The sequence below is a fragment of the Rouxiella sp. Mn2063 genome (assembly GCF_049319665.1).
Lineage (GTDB): Bacteria > Pseudomonadota > Gammaproteobacteria > Enterobacterales > Enterobacteriaceae > JBMOUD01.
On the sequence record NZ_JBMOUD010000005.1, the window covers coordinates 175,379 to 195,905 of the forward strand.

Sequence of the window (20,527 nt, forward strand, 5' to 3'; positions counted from 1 at the left end):
GAAAAATAAATTGAACACTTGCTCTTACGGAGTTCCTCTTTTATGCCTTCATCTCGTCTACAGCAGCAATTTATTCGGTTATGGAAAAGTTGCCAGGGTCAGCAAATTGATACCACATTGCAGGCACTATCAGAGGTACTCAGCTGCTCGCGTCGCCACGTGCGCTCACTGCTAAGCAGCATGCAGGAAGAGGGTTGGCTCACTTGGCAAGCCGAGGCTGGGCGAGGAAAACGCTCGCGGCTGACTTTCCTGTTCACTGGGCTTTCTCTGCAACAACAGCGGGCTGAGGAGCTATTGGATCAGGATCGCATCGAGCAGTTAGTACAATTGGTTGGCGATAAAAAACTGGTGCGCCAAATGCTGTTATCACAAGTGGGGCGCAGTTTCCGCCAAGGCAAGCATATCCTGCGGGTACTCTATTACCGTTCATTACTTAATCTCCAGCCCGGCACCATGCTACGCCGTTCTGAAACTCACTTAGCTCGGCAGATATTTAACGGTCTGATTCGAATAAATGAGGAAAATGGGGAAATAGAAGGCGACCTCGCTCACCACTGGCAGCAAATCAGCCCGCTACATTGGCGCTTTTATTTACGCCCGGCGATCCATTTTCATCACGGCCGAGAGTTGGCAATGGCCGATATCACCAGCACCTTTGCTGAATTGCGCGAACATCGACTGTTTACTCACCTCAAGCGCGTGGAATCCACCATCGCAAATGTGATTGATATCCATCTCCATCACCCCGATCGCTGGCTGCCGTGGTTACTCGGTAACGCTCATGCCATGATCCTACCGCAAGAGTGGCGCACCTTGCCGGACTTCGCCCGGCAGCCTATCGGCACCGGCCCTTATTCGGTGATCCGTAACCAACAGACCCAACTAAAAATTCGCGCCTTCGATGAATATTTTGGTTACCGGGCATTGATTGATGAAGTGAACATTTGGGTGCTGCCAGAACTCACAGAAGAGCTGGTACATTCCGGCGTACAGCTTCAGGCCGACGAATCAGATAACGACGAATTGGAGAGCCGTTTGGAAGAAGGTTGCTATTGTTTGATGTTCGATCGCCGCTCAGAAATTGGCAACGATCCGGAAATCCGCGAATGGCTATGCGAATTGATTAACCCGATAGCCCTGCTTAATGCCGCCTCACCGACCTATCAACGCTATTGGTCTCCGGCTTTTGGCCTGTTGCCACGTTGGCATCACCGCCGCTTGCGCCCCAGCAAATCAAAACCAGAACATTTACGCGAAGTAACCTTAACCTTCTATGGCGATCACGCTGAATGCGACTCTTTGTGCCAGACAATTACCCCGCTGCTAGCGGCGGAAGGAATCACCTTACATAAGCAAGTTATCAACTATGATCAATGGCATAAAGGCGAAGCAAAAAGTGATTTATGGCTGGGCAGCGTCAATTTCACCCTGCCGATTGAGTTCTCACTATTTACTACTTTGCTTGAGGTTCCTTTAATTCAACATTGCCTCGACCATGATTTGCAGCAAGATGCCATGAAATGGCGCGCCGGCGAGCTGCAACTCGCGGAGTGGGCACAAGGATTAGTTAACGACAACCATCTTCATCCCCTATTCCACCACTGGCTAGTTCTGCAAGGACAGCGCAGCATGCGCGGGGTCAGAATGAATACCCTCGGGTGGTTTGACTTCAAATCCGCCTGGTTTGTACCACCGGATGCATAGCCTACTTTCACCCAAGGCTATTAACCTCTAGAATAAGCACGTTCTCAACGGGGTGCTAATAAGACTCACATTGTTGCCAATAGACCGATTCGCGTAAAGATCAAGCATCGCGACCCCGCGTTTAAGGCACAACTGATTTTATCGGCTGAGATAGACCCGTCGAACCTGAACCGGTTAACACCGGCGGAGGGATTTGAGACTCTGCTCCTCGCTGACTCAAAATCCTTTGCCTCGCCTATTTTCTTTGGAGTGCAAAGTGTTGAAAAAATTACTGCCCTGCCTGTTATTGGTTGCCGCTCCGGCATTTGCAGCCAAACCTGTTTTAACCGTCTATACCTATGATTCCTTCTCAGCTGATTGGGGCCCAGGCCCGGCAATCAAAAAAGCCTTTGAGGCGCAGTGCGGTTGTGAGCTGAAATATGTGGCGCTGGAAGATGGCGTGTCGCTGCTTAATCGCCTGCGTATGGAAGGGAAAAATAGCCCGGCAGATGTGGTGGTAGGATTAGATAACAATTTGCTGCAATCGGCAGAACAAACCGGCCTGTTTGCTGAGCCGACCGCCACTCAAGCCACGCTGGATATTCCCGGTGGTTGGAGTGACAAAACCTTTGTGCCTTATGATTATGGCTACTTCGCCTTTGTGTATAACAAAGATAAGCTGAAAAACCCGCCAAAAAGCCTCGACGAGCTGATCAATAGCAAGCAACCGTGGAAGATCATTTATGAAGATCCGCGCACCAGTACGCCTGGACTCGGATTACTGCTGTGGATGCAGAAAGTCTATGGCGATAAAGCACCTGAAGCTTGGCAGAAGCTGGCCGCCAAAACGGTCACCGTGACCAAAGGCTGGAGCGAAGCTTATGGCCTGTTCCTTAAAGGGGAAAGCGATCTGGTACTGAGTTACACCACATCTCCGGCCTACCATATTATTGAAGAGAAGAAAGACAGCTACGCAGCGGCGAAGTTTAGCGAAGGCCATTATATGCAAGTTGAGGTTGCCGGGCAGTTGAAAGCCAGTAAACAGCCGCAACTGGCCGCCGAGTTTATGAAGTTTGTGGTAAGCCCAGGCTTCCAGAACGCGATCCCAACTGGCAACTGGATGTATCCATCGGTTAGCACCTCACTGCCAGCCGCCTATAGCCAACTGGTTGTGCCTGCGGTTGCGCTGCGATACAGCGCCAAAGAGGTAGCTGAAAATCGTGGCAAGTGGATTGCACAGTGGCAGAACGCCGTTAGCCATTGATTAATCGACTCATGAATCAATCTACAACCCGTCAGCCAGCGATCCCTCGCTGGCTGTGGCCCGGCGTTATCGCCGGGCTGATGATCCTGCTGGTCGCGCTGCTCACATTAGGGTCACTGTATCGCCATGCGCCGACGCTTTCGATAGCATCGATATGGCAAGACGCCTATCTGTTACACGTGATCCGCTTTACCTTTTGGCAGGCGCTGCTTTCCGCGCTGTGTTCTGTACTCCCGGCAATATTTTTAGCCCGCGCGCTTTATCGTCGCCGTTTTCCAGGTCGTCAGATATTGCTGCGGCTATGTGCCATGACCTTGGTACTGCCAGTTCTGGTGGCGGTGTTCGGTATTCTTAGTGTCTATGGCAGGCAAGGATGGTTGGCGCAACTTTTCGGCTGGCTGGGCGTGGATTATCATTTTTCCCCTTATGGGCTACAGGGCATCTTGTTAGCCCATGTGTTCTTCAATTTGCCTCTCGCCAGCCGCCTATTACTGCAATCTTTAGAAAACATCGCCGTTGAGCAGCGTCAGCTTGCGGCGCAATTAGGCATGAACGGTTGGCAACAGTTTCGCTTTGTCGAGTGGCCCGCACTGCGCAGACAAATTCTACCGGCAGGTGCGCTGATTTTCATGCTGTGCTTCGCCAGTTTCGCCACCGTGCTATCACTTGGCGGCGGCCCAAAAGCGACGACTATCGAACTGGCTATCTATCAGGCGTTGAGCTATGACTATGATCTTGGACGCGCTGCGCTGCTGGCCATCATCCAGTTGGTTTGCTGCCTCGGACTGGTGTTATTAAGCCAAAAACTCAGCCAGGCGTTGCCGGTTGGCCATACCCACGCTCAGCGCTGGCGTAATCCGCAGGATAACCTCTGGCAACGAGGCAGTGATGCGCTGCTGATCCTCTTCGCACTATTATTAATTCTACCGCCGCTCTTGGCGGTGATCGTTGACGGCGCTAACCGCGCCATGCTGGAAGTATTGCAACAACCCGCCTTGTGGCACGCCTTTTGGACCTCATTACGCATTGCAACAGGCAGCGGGTTACTTTGTCTGCTATTGACCATGATGCTGCTATGGAGCAGTCGTGAGTTACGTTTGCGCCAGCGCAAAGGCTACGCGCTGAGTCTGGAACTGTCTGGAATGCTTATTCTGGCGATGCCGGGGATTGTATTAGCGACAGGCTTCTTTTTACTGCTTAGCGATACCCTTGGCATTCCGCACTCGCCTTGGGTGGTGGTGATCCTGACGAATGCATTAATGGCTATCCCTTATGCGTTAAAGGTGTTGGATAACCCAATGCGCGACGTGGCAGAACGTTATAACCAGCTTTGTGTATCACTCGACATGCGCGGCTGGTCACGCTTACGCTGGGTGGAACTAAGCGCTTTAAAACGCCCGCTGACTCAGGCACTGGCCTTTGCCTGTATCTTATCCTTGGGTGATTTTGGAGTGATTGCCCTGTTTGGTAACGAACATTTTCGCACGCTGCCTTTTTATCTCTACCAACAAATTGGCGCTTATCGCAACCAGGATGGTGCCGTGACGGCGATGCTGCTGCTGGTACTTTGTTTTGTGTTGTTTACGCTTATTGAACGTATATCGGGGCGACATGCTGACGCTAAATAATCTGACTTATCTGTACCAAAATGCGCCGATGCGCTTCGATTTAAGCCTAAGCGTCGGTGAGCGCGTCGCGATTCTCGGGCCGAGCGGTGCGGGGAAAAGTACGCTGCTAAACCTGATCGCCGGTTTTCTTCCGGCCAATAGCGGGCAGCTTCTGGTCAATCAACAAGATTGTACGTTTCTGCCCCCGGCTAAGCGCCCGGTCTCGATGCTGTTTCAAGAGAACAATTTATTCGCTCATTTAACCGTGCGCCAAAATATGGGATTAGGGCTGCATCCTGGGCTAAAGCTTAATGCCGGGCAGCAAAGAGCCTTAGAGGATTTAGCGAGCCAAGTTGGGTTGGAGGCGTGCTTAGATCGCCTGCCCTCCCAACTCTCTGGCGGTCAACGTCAACGTGTCGCGTTAGCCCGCTGCCTGCTTCGTAGCCAACCGATTTTGTTGTTAGATGAGCCCTTTTCGGCGCTGGACCCCGCGCTGCGCAGCGAAATGCTCACACTACTTGATAAAGTATGTCGCGAACGCCAACTGGCGCTATTGATGGTGTCACATAATCTCGACGATGCCGCGCGAATCGCCGAACGCACGCTATTGGTCGTCGATGGGCAAGTGTTTTACGATGGACCGACTCAGGCACTCATTAACGGCAGCGCACCTGAGGCGGCAATATTGGGCATTGCTACCCAATCTATCTGAAGATGACTTTGCGCAGCAGATGGAAATAGATTGGCATCAATGGCATTTCACTGAGTCGGACGATGACGTAAATAGTCAGCATGATGCTGATACAGCTCACGCCGCGTAAACGCTGTAACGGCAACCAGCGTGAAACTACATCATCACCGGCTTTATCGATGCGAACCCAGCGCCAAATCAACCAACCACTGAGCCAAATCAGCAATACGGCAGCCAGCAATGTCCATTTGAAGATAGTGCTGTTATGACCCGCAGGAATATCAATTGCCACACCGGCCAAAATCCCCGGCAGGAAATAGACCGGCGGCCAGGTAATACAGCCGACAATATTCGGCGGAGCAAATTTGGTTGGCGGAAGGTTTAACATTCCCGCCACCAGCGGTACCAGAGGGCGCGTTGGACCAATAAAACGTCCTAGAATCACCGTAGCAAAACTGTGTCGCTGTAATGCATCGCCGGTTTTATCTAGCAAGGCCTGATAACGTTGTAAAAACGACCAACGATGCAACGGCTCTTTAAATCCGCGGCCAATAAAATAAGAGACCCAATCACCGACGAAACAGCCTAGTCCTGCTGCCAACCAAGCCGCATACAAACTAACCTGTCCGCTACCAATCAGCGTGCCCAGCGTTGCCATCATCACCGTACCGGGTAGCAATAATCCCACCAAGGCCAACGATTCGAAAAAAGCGACAACAGCGACAATAATAAGAGCGAAAGCCACCGACTGCGCGACCAAATGTTGTAGATAGGCTTCCATAAAATTCCAGTATTAAGGCACGATACCCATGCCGAATTCAGTATACCTGCGCTGATGTGATTAAATAATCAAGCGAATGGAAACCTCTCATTCGCAGCACAATAGATAAGAGTAGAAGAATTCAGCCAATTTGGTTTATCAGCAGAACTACCACATAAATGTTAGGAGGCAGGATTGTCGGTAAATGTGTCATATGAGTCAACCCGGTAATTGTATTCACATTTCACAAATCTCTCATCTCCTCAGAAACAATCCGAAACCACGAAGATAGACATAGACTGTATAAATACACATACTAGCCATCACGTTATACCTATCCTTGTGAGGCCGTTATTTCGCTCAATGCCGCTAATACTCAGGTGCTAATGCCAGAACCACGCCAAGGCTTTGTACTCAGCCGCCACTGGCGGGATACGTCTAAAGGCACCGAAATTGAACTGTGGCTGGCAACCGACCAAGGCCCGCAGCGGGTAAGTTTGCCTGCACAAGAATCCGTGGCATTTATCCCGCAGGTACAGCGCGCAGAAGCGGAAAAACTCCTGGTCGGGCTAACGGGCTACAGCCTGCGTGACCTTCCGTTACAAGACTTCCACTCTCGCCCGGTCATGGGGCTGTACTGTCACCAGCATCGCCAGCTGATGCGCTTAGAAAAAGTGCTTAAAGAGGGTGGCGTTGCCGTCTATGAAGCCGATATTCGCCCACCAGAACGTTACCTGATGGAGCGTTATATCACTGCTCCACTCTGGTTTACCGGCAAACCTGGTGCGAAAAACAGCCTGATTGAAGGCAAAGTAAAACCCGCTGAAAATTATCGCCCCACGCTAAAACTGTGCTCGCTGGATATTGAAACCAGTGGCAATGGCGAGCTGTATTGTATTGGGCTCGAAGGCTGTGGTCAGCGCCATGTTTATATGCTCGGCCCACCTAATGGCACGCCGGATGTTAATCCTGACTTTACTCTTGAATATGTCGATAGCCGCCCGCTGTTACTGGAAAAGCTCAATCAATGGCTGGCCGATCACGATCCCGATGCGATTATCGGCTGGAATCTGGTGCAGTTTGATCTGCGGGTTTTACAAAAACACGCCGAGCGTTACCGTATCCCGCTGCGCTTTGGCCGTGATGGCGGCGAACTCGAATGGCGAGAGCACGGTTTTAAACAGGGGCATTTTTTTGCCGCTGCCGCCGGACGGTTGATTATTGACGGTATTGAAGCATTGAAGTCCGCCTTCTGGAACTTCCCATCGTTTAGTTTGGAAAATGTCTCGCAAACTTTATTAGGCGAAGGCAAGGACAGCGATAGCCCTTATCAGCGCTTAGCCGAAATTGAGCAACGTTTTCGTGAAGATAAACCGGCATTGGCGCGTTATAACCTGAAAGATTGCGAATTGGTAACGCGTATTTTTGCTAAAACCGAGTTAATGCCCTTCTTGCTTGAGCGTGCCTCAGTCACCGGATTAGCCGTTGATCGCAGCGGAGGATCGGTGGCTGCGTTTACTCACCTTTATGTGCCAAGAATGCATCGGGTGGGTTATGTCGCCCCAAATCTGGGAGAGTTACAAGGCGAAATGAGCCCCGGCGGCTTTGTCATGGATTCGCGCCCCGGTTTGTATGATTCCGTCTTGGTACTGGATTATAAAAGCCTGTATCCGTCGATCATTCGTACTTTTTTAATCGATCCCGTTGGCTTAGTCGCTGGATTACAGCAACCGGATGATGTTCATTCGGTGCCCGGCTACCGTCACGCACGCTTCTCAAGAGAGAAACATTGCTTACCAGAAATTGTCCGCCAGATTTGGCAAGGCCGCGAAGAAGCCAAACGCCAGAACAACAAGCCGCTATCACAGGCGCTAAAGATCATCATGAACGCGTTTTATGGCGTGCTGGGATCGAGCGGCTGTCGTTTCTTCGATCCTCGCTTAGCCTCGTCGATCACATTACGTGGCCACGATATTATGCGAAAAACCCGTGAGCTAATTGAAGCCCAGGGTTATCAAGTGATCTACGGCGATACCGACTCCACCTTTGTCTGGCTTAATCACGCGCACAATCAGGAAGAGGCTAATGCCATTGGTCGTCGTTTAGTTGAGCTGGTTAACGCCTGGTGGCAACAGCATTTACAGCAAGAATATGGCCTGGAAAGCGCATTAGAACTAGAATTTGAAACCCATTTTCAACGTTTCCTGATGCCAACTATTCGCGGTTCAGAGCAAGGCAGCAAAAAGCGCTATGCCGGTTTAGTGATCGATGGTGATAGCGAACATATTATCTATAAAGGGCTTGAGACGGTGCGTACCGACTGGACGCCGCTGGCACAAGAATTTCAACAAGTCCTCTATCAGCGCATTTTCCGCCGCGAGCCCTATCAAGATTATGTGCGAGACTACGTCAGTCGTACCTCTAATGGGGAGTTGGATCATCTGTTGGTCTATCGCAAACGCCTGCGCCGCAAGCTTAGCGAATATGAACGCAACGTACCGCCACATGTGAGAGCTGCCCGCTTAGCCGATGAATATAATCAGGCTCAAGGGCGAGCAATGCAGTATCAAAATGGCGGTTGGATTAGCTATGTGATGACTGTCGCCGGACCAGAACCGCTGGAAAATCTGCACTCTGCCATCGATTATGATCATTACATCGAACGCCAGCTAGAACCTGTTGCCGACGGTATTCTTCCTTTCCTCAATGATGATTTTGCTACACTTATCACCGGTCAGATGGGATTATTTTAACGAAAAGGCAGAGAGAAGAACTTATTGGCAGGTGACGTGACGCTCACCTTCTATTACCATAGCGCCCTTTGCCAATTCTGAACCATCCTCACAGACTCATTTATGATTCCGCACCATCAGGTGAGGGAAGCAATGCTATTGCCCGATGATTCAAATTTATAATGAGGCAAGGTGTTGAGTTATAGCCAGACAGGTATTTGCTGTTATCACAATAAGCTTGGTTTTTACCGCAAAAAACGGGCCTTTATTGCAACAAATAGCATGTTGGGCTGGTTTTAGAACTGTAGTAGTCGCCGTACATAACAAACACAGAGAGAATTTATGCCGTTTACATTAGGTCAACGCTGGATAAGCGATACGGAAAGCGAACTAGGGTTAGGAACCGTCGTAGCATTGGATGTGCGTATGGTAACTTTGCTTTTCCCCGCCACCGGTGAAAACCGCCTGTATGCCAGAAATGATTCACCAATCACCCGGGTAATGTTTAATCCAGGCGATACCATCAGTTGCCATGAAGGCTGGCAGTTGAAAGTTGAGGAAGTCATTGAGGATAAAGGACTATTGACCTATGTCGGTACCAGACTTGATACCGAAGAAACTGGCGTCAGCATGCGCGAAGTGTTGCTGGACAGTAAACTGACCTTCAGCAAGCCGCAAGACCGCCTGTTTGCGGGCCAAATTGACCGCATGGACCGCTTCGCTTTGCGTCTGCGCGCCCGCAAATATCAGCGTGAACAGTTTCGCCTGGAATTCGGCGGTCTGCGCGGCATGCGTGCCAGCCTGATCCCGCATCAGCTACACATTGCTTATGAAGTCGGTCAACGTCACGCGCCTCGCGTTTTGCTGGCGGACGAAGTCGGTCTGGGTAAAACCATCGAAGCTGGCATGATCATTCACCAGCAATTGCTATCAGGCCGCGCTGAACGCGTGCTGATCGTGGTGCCGGAAACCTTGCAGCACCAGTGGCTGGTCGAAATGCTGCGTCGTTTCAACCTGCGTTTCTCTCTGTTTGATGACGATCGTTATGCAGAATCCCTGCACGATGCTACCAATCCATTTGAAAGCGAGCAGCTGGTTATTTGTTCGCTAGACTTCGTGCGCCGCAATAAACAACGTTTAGAGCAACTCGCTGATGCATCATGGGACATGTTAGTCGTCGATGAAGCACACCACTTAGTGTGGAGCGAAGAGGCGCCAAGCCGCGAATATCTGGTGATTGAACAATTGGCACAGAGCACGCCAAGCGTGCTGTTGTTGACGGCAACCCCAGAACAGTTGGGCCAGGAGAGCCACTTTGCTCGTCTGCGTCTGCTGGACCCGGATCGCTTCCACGATTACGAAGAGTTTATGCAGGAACAGCAGCAATATCAGCCGGTGGCTGATGCGGTAACACTGTTGCTCAATAAACAGCCTCTGACACCAGAAGCGCTAGCGCTGCTGGGTGAACGTGTTGATGATGCCAATACCGACACGCTGCTCAAAGCCGCCAACGCCGGCGATGAAGCCGCGGCAAAACAGTTAGTTGCAATGTTGATGGACCGCCACGGCACCAGCCGCGTACTGTTCCGTAATACCCGTAACGGTGTGAAAGGCTTCCCGGAACGTCATTTGAATGCGGTGAAATTGCCACTGCCAACACAGTATCAGACGGCAATTAAAGTCTCCGGCATCATGGGCAGCAAGAAGAGTCTGGAAGCTCGCGCTCATGACATGCTCTATCCAGAGCAAATCTATCAGGAGTTTGAAGGCGATAACGCCACCTGGTGGAACTTCGACCCACGCGTCGAGTGGCTGCTGGGTTATTTGACTGCTAACCGCGATGATAAAGTGCTGGTGATCTGCGCTAAAGCGGCCACCGCATTACAGCTGGAACAAGTGTTGCGCGAACGTGAAGCTATCCGTTCTGCCGTGTTCCATGAAGGTCTGTCCATTATTGAACGTGACCGTGCTGCCGCTTACTTCGCTTCACAAGAAGAAGGCGCACAGGTGCTGCTGTGTTCTGAAATCGGCTCTGAAGGTCGTAACTTCCAGTTTGCGAGTAAAATGGTGATGTTCGACCTGCCGTTCAACCCAGACCTACTGGAGCAACGTATTGGTCGTCTGGATCGTATCGGTCAGCAAAACAATATCGAAATTATGGTGCCTTATCTGGAGCAAACCGCGCAATCTGTACTGGTGCGTTGGTTCCATGAGGGTCTGGACGCGTTCGAGCACACCTGCCCGACCGGCCGCACCATTTACGACAAAGGCTACCAGCAGCTGATTAGCTTCTTAGCCGTGCCAGCCGAGCAAGAAGGCTTGGACGAGTTTATTGTGGAATGCCGCGCCGAGCATGATGCGCTGAAACTTCAGCTTGAAAACGGTCGTGACCGCCTGCTAGAGATGCATTCCAACGGCGGTGAACCCGCACAGCAACTGGCGCAATCGATCGGCGAACAAGATAACGACGTGCAGTTGGTTAATTTTGCGCTGAACCTGTTTGATATCGTCGGTATCAACCAGGAAGATCGCAGCGATAACTTGATCGTCCTGACGCCGTCTGATCATATGCTGGTGCCAGATTTCCCAGGACTGCAGCAAGACGGTTGCACGGTGACTTTTGACCGTGAACAGGCGTTGTCGCGTGAAGATGCGCAGTTTATCAGTTGGGAACACCCGATCGTGCGCAACGGTCTGGACTTGATTCTCTCCGGCGATACCGGCAGTTGTGCGGTGTCTCTGCTGAAAAACAAAGCATTACCGGTTGGTACCCTGCTGGTTGAGTTGGTTTACGTTGTCGAGTGTCAGGCGCCGAAACACCTGCAACTGACTCGCTTCTTGCCGCCAACGCCAATACGTATGTTGATGGACCGTAAAGGCACTAATTTGGCACCGCAGGTTGAATTCGAGAGCTTTAACCGCCAGCTCAACGCGGTAAATCGCCATACTTCCAGCAAACTGGTCAATGCCGTACAACAAGACGTCCACGCAATGTTGCAGCAGGCAGAACCTTTAGTTGAAGCAGAAGCGAAAACGTTGATCGACGCGGCTAAAGTTGAAGCCAACGAACAGCTGACCGTTGAATTGGAACGTTTACAGGCGTTGAAACAAGTCAACCCGAACATCCGTGACGATGAACTGGAAGCGCTGGAGTTCAACCGCAAACAAGTACTGACTAGCCTCAATGATGCCAGCTGGCGTTTGGATGCTATTCGCCTGGTGGTGGTCAGCCATCAGTAACCGACAGGGGCGCGGTTAACGCCGCGCCTGCTTTATCACCGCTTTACCAAGATGACGAAACTGCTATGAGTGCAAGTCAACAGATGCCACATCAGCCCTCGAATACCAAACCGTTGGAGGATTACCATCCGCCAACCGATCCTTGGCTACAGATCCTATTTCAGGATGAACACCTGATGGTGGTCAACAAGCCAAGCGGACTGCTATCTGTTCCGGGTAAAGCGGCTGAACACCAAGACAGCCTGATGACTCGCATTCAACGCGATTACCCGCTGGCAGAATCGGTACATCGTTTGGATATGTCCACCAGCGGTGTCATTGCTGTTGCCTTGACCAAAGAAGCGGAACGCGAGCTCAAGCGCCAATTCCGCGATCGCGAAACCAAGAAAACCTATATCGCCCGCGTCTGGGGTCATATGGCGGAAGATTACGGCATTATTGATTTACCACTGATTTGCGACTGGCCAAACCGCCCAAAACAGATGGTATGCCATGAAACGGGACGTAAAGCCCTGACCCAATATGAAGTGATCTCGTGGGATGCCGATGGCACGACTCGCGTAAGACTACGACCAATTACCGGGCGATCGCACCAATTGCGGGTACATCTTCTGGCATTGGGACATCCCATCCTAGGGGATAAGTTTTATGCACATGACGAAGCGCGCACGATGGTTAATCGTCTGCAGCTGCATGCGCAGGAATTATCGTTTTATCATCCGATTACGGATGTGCCAGTGACATTTAGTTGTGAGCCGGATTTTTAAAGCCTTCGGCTTTAGAACGGTTTTTTAAAACCGGGAAAGGTGTAATTTTCGGTTCTTCAAGCCTGAAGGGCTTCCCAAGGCATGTATCCGTGAATTTTTCGGTTTCCAAAGTATAGCGTTCAATGCGGCCTTGCAGCCGAAACCGAGTAAAGGGTGGTTGGCGCCACCCTTTACAATCCTGCGCCCTTTCCCACTTTGATAACCAGCCTAGCGGAGGCCATATTTCAGAATATTCTGTGACAGGCGCAAATTTCATGGCTCCGCCATGCCTTCCTCGGGTTCGAGCCTGCTTCGCCGTCTCTCCACCACTCGTCTGTGAAATTTTGAGTGCGCCTCGCACGCTTTTTTAAAGTCAAAAGCGAGTTATATCTTTGTTTTTGCCATTGATTTAAGAGCCACTAAGCGCACTCAAAATGCCACCGATGGAGTGGTGAAAGACAATAGTTTTATCGTTGGCTTGAACCCGAAGGCGGGAAGCCTGGAAGGCTGGCATTTGCGCGATAACGGAAGCCGCTGAAACATGGCCTCCACTAGATCGAATGCTAATGCATTGAAAGGGCTGGGGATCCCGAAGGGGAAGCCCACTTTTCCCCTTCGGTCGGTTCGGTCAATGGAGCTACATTAAACACTACATTTGAAGAACCGAAACATTCACTGTTCCGGTTTTTAGAAAAAACCAAATCTAAACCTTTTCGCGGTTTTGCTAAAACCGTCCCACCTTTGTCAGAGCTTTCACAAAGCCGCCTTTACGCCTTTCTGACGCAGAAGAAATCGCCCAAAGCCCGATCCGGCCAAACTATTTAAATCCCTTTTCGCGCTTAATCAAATCGTAGGCTGCTTGAATTGATTGCGCTTTTTGCTTGGCCATCTCCATCATTTCAGGGGGAAGCCCCTTAGCGACCAGTTTATCCGGATGATGTTCGCCCATCAGTTTGCGGTAAGCACGCTTAATGGTGGTGACATCATCAGTCTGTTTTACACCGAGAACTTTACAAGCATCTGCCAACGTTGGGCCTTGGCTACGTTGATAGTTACCCTGAGAGTAATTACCCTGCTGACCGCCACCAAAGTGCTGACCGCCTTCCATCATGCTGAGAAATTGATCGAACTGCCCGCGGGAAATCCCCAACTCTTCAGCAATCACATACAACACCTGACGCTCATTAGGATGCAACGAACCATCAGCATAAGCCGATTGGATTTGGATCTCTAAAAATGAACGAATCAAATCGAAACGCCCAAAACAGACGCTACGCAGTTCGCGCATTTTGTCGCGCAATGGGTAGTTAGACTGCTTACCGTCACGAAACGCGCGTTGTGCCGCTTCTCGCTGCTCACCGTGCAACTGCATCCGATCCATAAAGAGGCTGGCAATCTGAATATCTGCTTCGGTGACTCTCCCCTTAGATTTGGTTAAATGCCCCATCACCTCAAAGGTGGTGCGGAAAAATAGCGTTTGTCTTGTCTGCTGATCGGAAAAATAGCCGCGTCTTTTCGTGGCCCGCGTCTTGTCTACCATATGGCCGATCAACAGCCCTAATACGATTCCCCAGAAGCCCATACCGGACATTAATCCAAATATAAGTCCGAGCAGCTTTCCCCAATACTGCATATACTCCTCAATTCATTATGCCGTTGCGTAAAAATTGCTTTATCATAACCGGCAATTAGCGATGTACCTAACGACGACAGCATTACACCGTTGGATTTAACACTAGCGCGACGATGATGAGTAAGATAGTCTCTGACCGTTTGCCGGCATGACGCCTCTGATGACGGAACACACACTGCCCGTATGAAAAATAGACGTATGATAAAAAGCCTCCCAACACTGCTGACCACCATGATTGGGGCAGCACTGTATAGCCAGAGCGCCTTCGCCGACTTAGCTGAGCAATGTATGCTCGGCGTGCCGACCTATGACCAGCCGCTGGTGACTGGCGATCCAAATCAGTTGCCGGTAAATATCGAAGCTAATCAGTTGCAGGGAAATTATCCTGACAGTGCTCTTTATAGTGGCGACGTTCGCGTAAAGCAAGGCAACAGCACGCTAACAGCGGATCAAGTTCAGCTAAATCAGATTTCTAAACCAGGCGATGCCCAGCCAACCCGTACTGTTACCGCCACTGGCGACGTTCACTACGGCGATAATCAGATTTTGCTGAAAGGTCCAAAAGCGTTTTCGAATCTAACCACTAAAGACACTGACGTCGAAAAAGGCAACTACCAAATGGTCGGCCGACAAGGCCGCGGTACCGCAGACAAAATGAAGCTGCGCGATTCGAACCGCTATACCATTATGGATAACGGTACCTTTACCTCCTGCCTGCCTGGTGACAATAGCTGGAGCGTTGTTGGCTCGCAAGTCATCGAAGACCGTCAGGAAGAAGTGGCTGAAATCTGGAACGCACGTTTCCATATCGGCCCAGTACCGGTGTTCTATAGCCCTTATATGCAATTGCCGATCGGCGATCGCCGTCGTTCAGGCTTCTTAATTCCTAACGCGAAATTCGGTAATACGGACGGCTTTGAGTTCATGCTGCCGTTTTACTGGAATATTGCGCCCAACTACGATGCCACCATCACTCCGCACTATATGCAGAAACGTGGTACACAGTTGCAGAATGAATTCCGCTATCTGACCGTTGCCGGCAGCGGCCTGATGGAGTTTGACTTCCTCAATAACGATAGGCTGGTTGAAGATAAATATCCTGGTGTCGATAGCACCAAACGCTGGATGTACTACTGGCAACACTCCGGCGTGATGGATAAGTATTGGCGCTTTAACGTTGACTATACCAAGGTAAGCGATCCTAATTACTTTAGTGATTTCACCTCGCAGTATGGTTCAAGTACCGACGGCTATGCGACGCAAAAATTCAGCGTTGGTTACGCCGATGAGAACTGGGACGCGACGCTGGCCAGCAAGCAGTTCCAGGTCTTCGCCAATCAATTAAACAATTACGTTAACGTATATCGCGCGCAACCACAGTTCGATATTAACTATTATAAGAATGACCTAGGCCCATTTGACTTCCACGCCTATGGACAGTTCGTCAACTTTACCAACGTAAATAACGCCATGCCTTCGGCAACACGCTGGCATTTTGAGCCAACGTTAGATTTGCCGTTAAGTAACCGTTGGGGCAGTATCGATAACGAAATCAAACTGTTGGCTACTCATTACCAGCAGTCAATTCCTAACAGTTATTATACCAATACTTATCAACCGAACCCGGATCTGAAAAGCTCGGTCAACCGCGTGATGCCTGAATTTAAAACCGATGGCAAAATGGTGTTTGACCGCGATATGGATTGGAACTCGGCTTATACGCAGACGTTGGAGCCGCGGGTACAGTACCTCTATATCCCGTATCGTAATCAAAGCTCGATTAATACCTACGACTCCACGCTGCTACAGACTGACTACACAGGGCTGTTCCGCGACCGTAGCTACAGCGGCTTGGACCGTATCGCCTCTGCAAATCAGGTGGCTAGTGGTTTAACCAGCCGTATTTATGACGAAGATTCGGTCGAACGCTTTAACGTCTCTGCCGGCCAGATTTACTATTTCAGCCGCCCACGTACTGGTGATAACAATAGTGCGCTGGACGAAAGTAAGAACACCGGCAGCCTAGTGTGGGCTGGTGATACTTACTATAAAATCAATAATTTCTGGGCCGCTCGCGGTGGCTTACAGTACGATACTCGCCTGGATGCGCTGGCAATCGGTGATGCAGTATTAGAATACCGCGCCGATTCAGAAAGAATGGTGCAGTTGAACTACCGCTACGCCAGTCCGGAATATATTCAAGCGACCTTGCCTCAAGTGACCAACCCAGGTTATCAGCAGGGGATTTCGCAAGCTGGGGTTATTGCAAGCTGGCCAATCGCCGATCGTTGGGCAATTGTTGGCGCGTATTATTATGATACCAAGGCCAACCAATCCGCCGATCAGCTGTTAGGCGTGCAGTACAGTACCTGCTGCTGGGCTGTCAACTTTGGCTACGAGCGTAAAATTACCAACTGGAATCCAGTTAATAACACTAGCGTTTTCGACAACAGAGTCTCATTTAATATTGAACTTCGTGGCTTAAGTAGCAATCATAGCTTGGGCACCAGAGAAATGCTGGGCAGCGGCATATTGCCTTATCAACGCGCGTTCTGATTTTTGACGACATGTTGAATTCAGTAAACTTGAAACTTGAACCCGCAATTGCGGTTAAATATATGGAAAAAGTATGAAGAACTGGAGAACACTTCTCCTCGGCGCGGTACTTTGTGCTAACACCGCGTTCGCAGCACCACAACCTATTGATCAGGTTGCCGCCGTCGTTGATAACGGTGTTGTATTACAGAGTGACGTTGATAGTTTGCTGAACTCAGTAAAACAGCAGGCGAAAGAAGCTAATCAGCAGGTACCTGATGACGCAACATTACGTCACCAGATCCTTGAGCGTCTGATCATGGATAACATTCAGCTACAGATGGCCAGCAAAATGGGTATCCAGTTGAGCGATGATGACGTGAGTAAAGCGATTGCCAATATCGCGGCTCAGAACAATATCAGCGTCGATCAATTGCGTAGCCGTTTAGCTTACGATGGTCTGAACTACAATACTTATCGTGCCCAGATCCGCAAAGAAATGCTGATTTCTGAAGTACGTAATAGCGAAGTACGCCGTCGAGTGACTATCTTGCCGCAAGAAGTCGATCAATTGGCTAAACAGATCGCTGCCCAAAACGGCAACGGTGCTGAATTTAACCTGAGCCACATTTTACTGCCACTGCCAGAAAACCCAACGCAGGATCAAGTTGATCAGGCTGAAGCGCTAGCGAAAAAACTGGTCGGTGAATTAAACAACGGTGCAGATTTTGGCAAGCTGGCAATCACCTATTCTGGGGATTCGCAGGCGCTGAAAGGCGGCAATATGGGCTGGGGTAAACTCCAAGAGTTACCTTCTCTGTTTGCTCAAGCGCTAAGTACAGCGAAAAAAGGTCAAATCATCGGCCCAATCCGTTCAGGCGTTGGCTTCCATATCCTGAAAGTGAATGACATCCGCGGCGATAGCAAAGTGGTCTCCGTCACCGAAGTTCATGCACGCCATATTCTGCTGAGAACATCAGTGGTAATGACCGACGCGCAGGCACAGGCTAAGTTGCGTCAGATAGCCGCTGATATCAAGAGTGGTAAAACTACTTTTGCTGCCGCAGCCAAAGAGTACTCGCAAGACCCTGGTTCAGCTAATCAGGGTGGCGACTTAGGCTGGGCTTCACCAGATATGTACGACCCGGCATTCCGTGGCGCACTAATGTCTATGACTAAAGGCCAACTCAGTGAGCCAGTACACTCTTCTTACGGCTGGCACCTGATTGAACTGCTCGATACTCGCCAGGTAGATAAAACTGACGCTGCGCAGAAAAACCAGGCTTATCAGATGCTGTTCAACCGTAAGTTTGCAGAAGAAGCACAGACTTGGATGCAAGAACAACGCGCCCAAGCTTACGTTAAAATCATTAACGAGAATGGACAATAAGACTCCGTGACTAAATCTGTGGTCATCACCCCCGGCGAACCAGCCGGGGTTGGGCCGGATCTGGTTCTCGCTCTCGCTCAACAGGAGTGGCCTGTTCAGCTAGTAGTGTGTGCCGATCCGGCCCTGTTGCTTGCTAGAGCGAAATCTCTGGGAATAGCGATCACCCTGCGGGATTACCAGCCGGGCGTAGCTGCACAGCCTCAAGCAGCAGGCACACTCACCGTATTACCTATAGCGACTTCAGCACCGGTTGTTGCCGGTAAACTGGATGTGGCTAACGGTAGTTACGTTGTCGAAACGTTAGCACGCGCTTGTGACGGTGCCATAAACGGCGAATTTGCCGCGCTTATCACCGGTCCGGTACAGAAAAGCATTATCAACGATGCCGGTATTCCCTTTATTGGACACACCGAGTTCTTTGCCGATCGCAGTCATTGCGAGCGCGTGGTAATGATGTTGGCAACCGAAGAATTGCGTGTTGCTCTGGCAACCACGCATCTGCCTTTATCCGAGGTACCTGCGGCCATTACCCAGCAAAGCCTGCACGAAGTGATTAGCATTCTTCACCATGATTTAAAGACTAAGTTTGGCATTAACGAACCGCAAATTTATGTCTGTGGCCTGAATCCTCACGCAGGTGAAGGCGGCCATATGGGGCATGAAGAAATAGATACCATTATTCCGGCACTGGAAAGTCTGCGGGCACAAGGCATTAAGTTGATTGGCCCATTGCCTGCCGACACCTTATTCCAGCCTAAGTATCTGCAACATGCTGATGCGGTGTTATCTATGTACCACGATCAGGGCCTGCCCGTGTTAAAATACCAAGGATTCGGTCGCGCCGTGAATATCACGCTCGGCCTGCCTTTTATTCGGACTTCCGTTGATCACGGAACCGCCCTTGAACTGGCTGCAACCGGTACCGCCGATGCAGGGAGTTTCAAGACCGCATTAAATCTCGCCATTAACCTGGCGCATAATAGTAATGAAAAACAATAGCAATGAATAATCGAGTCCACCAAGGCCACTTTGCCCGCAAACGCTTTGGACAAAACTTCTTAAAAGATCAATTCGTGATCGACAGCATCGTTTCGGCAATTCATCCCCTCAAAGGGCAAGCCGTAGTAGAAATCGGCCCTGGCCTTGCGGCATTGACCGAACCTGTTGCCGCGCGTCTTGATAATATGACCGTCATCGAGCTGGACCGTGACTTGGCTGCGCGCCTAGAAGTGAACCCGAAGCTTGCCAACAAGCTGCGCATCATCCAGAACGATGCCATGAAAGTAAACTTTGGCGAGTTGTCTGCTGAAATTGGCCAGCCGCTGCGTGTCTTCGGCAACCTGCCATACAATATCTCTACGCCGCTAATGTTCCACCTTTTCACCTACACAAACGCTATCAGCGACATGCATTTTATGTTGCAAAAAGAAGTGGTGAATCGTCTGGTTGCCGGACCGAACAGTAAAGCGTATGGTCGTCTAAGTGTGATGGCGCAGTATTACTGTCAGGTGATCCCGGTATTAGAAGTTCCGCCGGAATCCTTTACACCAGCGCCTAAAGTTGATTCTGCCGTGGTACGTTTAACGCCGCACGCCAGTATCCCTTACCCAGTTTCAGACATCCGTATTTTGTCTCGTTTGACGACCGATGCCTTTAACCAGCGCCGTAAGACGGTACGTAACAGCCTCGGCCATCTGTTTACACCAGAACAGATGCAGGAATTGGGCCTGGATTTAAGCATGCGTGCAGAAAACATTTCGGTTGAACAGTACTGTAAGTTAGCTAACTGGCTTTCAACTCGCCCGAAAGCTGCTGATGCCGTTGAACTCGACTTGGATCTACAAGACAACGATCCTCTGGAGTAAATTATGCTTGATGCGCCCCGCGTATGTGTTCAGGTACAAAGTGTTTACGTTGAATCTCAATCGATACCGGAAGAGCAACGTTATATTTTCGCCTACACCATTACTATTCGGAATCTGGGGCGTTTCAACGTACAACTCCTGCGCCGTTATTGGCTGATAACCAACAGTAACGGTCAAAGAACAGAGGTTCAGGGCGAAGGCGTCGTCGGTGAACAACCGTTGATCCAGCCCGGCAATGAATTCCATTATACCAGCGGCGCGGTGCTTGAAACGCCGCTGGGTACCATGGAAGGCCACTATGAAATGGTCGCCGAAGACGGAGAAGTTTTCCGCGTCCCAATCCCCGTATTTCGCCTTGCGATCCCAACCCTGATTAACTAA

At 50.4% G+C, this 20,527-nt stretch carries 15 protein-coding genes and 1 riboswitch; of the genes, 12 read left to right on the forward strand and 3 right to left on the reverse strand.

Annotated elements, in window-relative coordinates:
• Window positions 1-42: 42 nt before the first annotated feature.
• From sgrR to thiQ, 4 genes are all read left to right on the forward strand, one after another.
• Window positions 43-1,704 (forward strand): HTH-type transcriptional regulator SgrR, encoded by a 1,662-nt coding sequence (gene sgrR / locus ACL9RG_RS10195; protein ID WP_422792488.1) that lies wholly within the window; start codon window positions 43-45, stop codon window positions 1,702-1,704.
• Window positions 1,705-1,742: 38 nt separating this feature from the next.
• Window positions 1,743-1,914, forward strand: a riboswitch (TPP riboswitch).
• Between the two features lie 46 nt (window positions 1,915-1,960).
• A complete protein-coding gene (gene thiB / locus ACL9RG_RS10200; RefSeq protein ID WP_422792489.1) occupies window positions 1,961-2,947 on the forward strand; it encodes a thiamine ABC transporter substrate binding subunit in 987 nt (328 codons plus the stop codon).
• 11 nt (window positions 2,948-2,958) lie between these two features.
• On the forward strand, window positions 2,959-4,575 hold the full coding sequence (gene thiP, locus ACL9RG_RS10205) for a thiamine/thiamine pyrophosphate ABC transporter permease ThiP (RefSeq protein ID WP_422792490.1): 1,617 nt from the start codon (window positions 2,959-2,961) through the stop codon (window positions 4,573-4,575).
• On the forward strand, window positions 4,559-5,266 hold the full coding sequence (gene thiQ, locus ACL9RG_RS10210) for a thiamine ABC transporter ATP-binding protein ThiQ (RefSeq protein ID WP_422792491.1): 708 nt from the start codon (window positions 4,559-4,561) through the stop codon (window positions 5,264-5,266). Before thiP ends, thiQ begins: the two co-directional genes overlap by 17 nt.
• Here thiQ and ACL9RG_RS10215 read toward each other — a convergent pair.
• Window positions 5,259-6,026, reverse strand: coding sequence for a DedA family protein (locus tag ACL9RG_RS10215; RefSeq protein WP_422792492.1), 768 nt, complete (start codon window positions 6,024-6,026; stop codon window positions 5,259-5,261). The two genes, thiQ and ACL9RG_RS10215, sit on opposite strands and share 8 nt — an antisense overlap.
• 365 nt (window positions 6,027-6,391) lie before the next feature.
• Here ACL9RG_RS10215 and ACL9RG_RS10220 point away from each other — a divergent pair, with 365 nt between their 5' ends.
• The 3 genes from ACL9RG_RS10220 (at window position 6,392) to rluA (ending at window position 12,744) form a co-directional block, all read left to right on the forward strand.
• The gene (locus ACL9RG_RS10220; protein WP_422792493.1) at window positions 6,392-8,758 is read left to right on the forward strand and encodes a DNA polymerase II; all 2,367 of its coding nucleotides are present in this window, start codon (window positions 6,392-6,394) and stop codon (window positions 8,756-8,758) included.
• 321 nt (window positions 8,759-9,079) lie between these two features.
• Window positions 9,080-11,977: an RNA polymerase-associated protein RapA gene (rapA, locus tag ACL9RG_RS10225; RefSeq protein WP_422792494.1), complete on the forward strand. Its 2,898-nt coding sequence runs from the start codon at window positions 9,080-9,082 to the stop codon at window positions 11,975-11,977.
• Between the two features lie 65 nt (window positions 11,978-12,042).
• Window positions 12,043-12,744, forward strand: coding sequence for a bifunctional tRNA pseudouridine(32) synthase/23S rRNA pseudouridine(746) synthase RluA (rluA, locus tag ACL9RG_RS10230; RefSeq protein ID WP_422792495.1), 702 nt, complete (start codon window positions 12,043-12,045; stop codon window positions 12,742-12,744).
• Here rluA and ACL9RG_RS10235 read toward each other — a convergent pair.
• Together ACL9RG_RS10235 and djlA are read right to left on the reverse strand one after the other, a co-directional pair.
• Window positions 12,722-13,000: a hypothetical protein gene (locus tag ACL9RG_RS10235; protein ID WP_422792496.1), complete on the reverse strand. Its 279-nt coding sequence runs from the start codon at window positions 12,998-13,000 to the stop codon at window positions 12,722-12,724. The genes rluA and ACL9RG_RS10235 overlap by 23 nt on opposite strands.
• A gap of 540 nt (window positions 13,001-13,540) precedes the next feature.
• Window positions 13,541-14,356, reverse strand: coding sequence for a co-chaperone DjlA (djlA, locus tag ACL9RG_RS10240; RefSeq protein WP_422792497.1), 816 nt, complete (start codon window positions 14,354-14,356; stop codon window positions 13,541-13,543).
• Window positions 14,357-14,554: 198 nt separating this feature from the next.
• Here djlA and lptD point away from each other — a divergent pair, with 198 nt between their 5' ends.
• From lptD to apaG, 5 genes are all read left to right on the forward strand, one after another.
• Window positions 14,555-16,912 carry an LPS assembly protein LptD gene (lptD, locus tag ACL9RG_RS10245; RefSeq protein ID WP_422792498.1) on the forward strand — a complete coding sequence of 786 codons (2,358 nt, stop codon included), beginning with the start codon at window positions 14,555-14,557 and terminating at the stop codon, window positions 16,910-16,912.
• Between the two features lie 73 nt (window positions 16,913-16,985).
• Window positions 16,986-18,281 (forward strand): peptidylprolyl isomerase SurA, encoded by a 1,296-nt coding sequence (gene surA, locus ACL9RG_RS10250; RefSeq protein ID WP_422792499.1) that lies wholly within the window; start codon window positions 16,986-16,988, stop codon window positions 18,279-18,281.
• A gap of 6 nt (window positions 18,282-18,287) precedes the next feature.
• The gene (gene pdxA, locus ACL9RG_RS10255; RefSeq protein WP_422792500.1) at window positions 18,288-19,280 is read left to right on the forward strand and encodes a 4-hydroxythreonine-4-phosphate dehydrogenase PdxA; all 993 of its coding nucleotides are present in this window, start codon (window positions 18,288-18,290) and stop codon (window positions 19,278-19,280) included.
• A 2-nt stretch (window positions 19,281-19,282) separates the two neighbouring features.
• The gene (gene rsmA / locus ACL9RG_RS10260; protein WP_422792501.1) at window positions 19,283-20,146 is read left to right on the forward strand and encodes a 16S rRNA (adenine(1518)-N(6)/adenine(1519)-N(6))-dimethyltransferase RsmA; all 864 of its coding nucleotides are present in this window, start codon (window positions 19,283-19,285) and stop codon (window positions 20,144-20,146) included.
• 3 nt (window positions 20,147-20,149) lie between these two features.
• A complete protein-coding gene (gene apaG / locus ACL9RG_RS10265) occupies window positions 20,150-20,527 on the forward strand; it encodes a Co2+/Mg2+ efflux protein ApaG (protein WP_422792502.1) in 378 nt (125 codons plus the stop codon).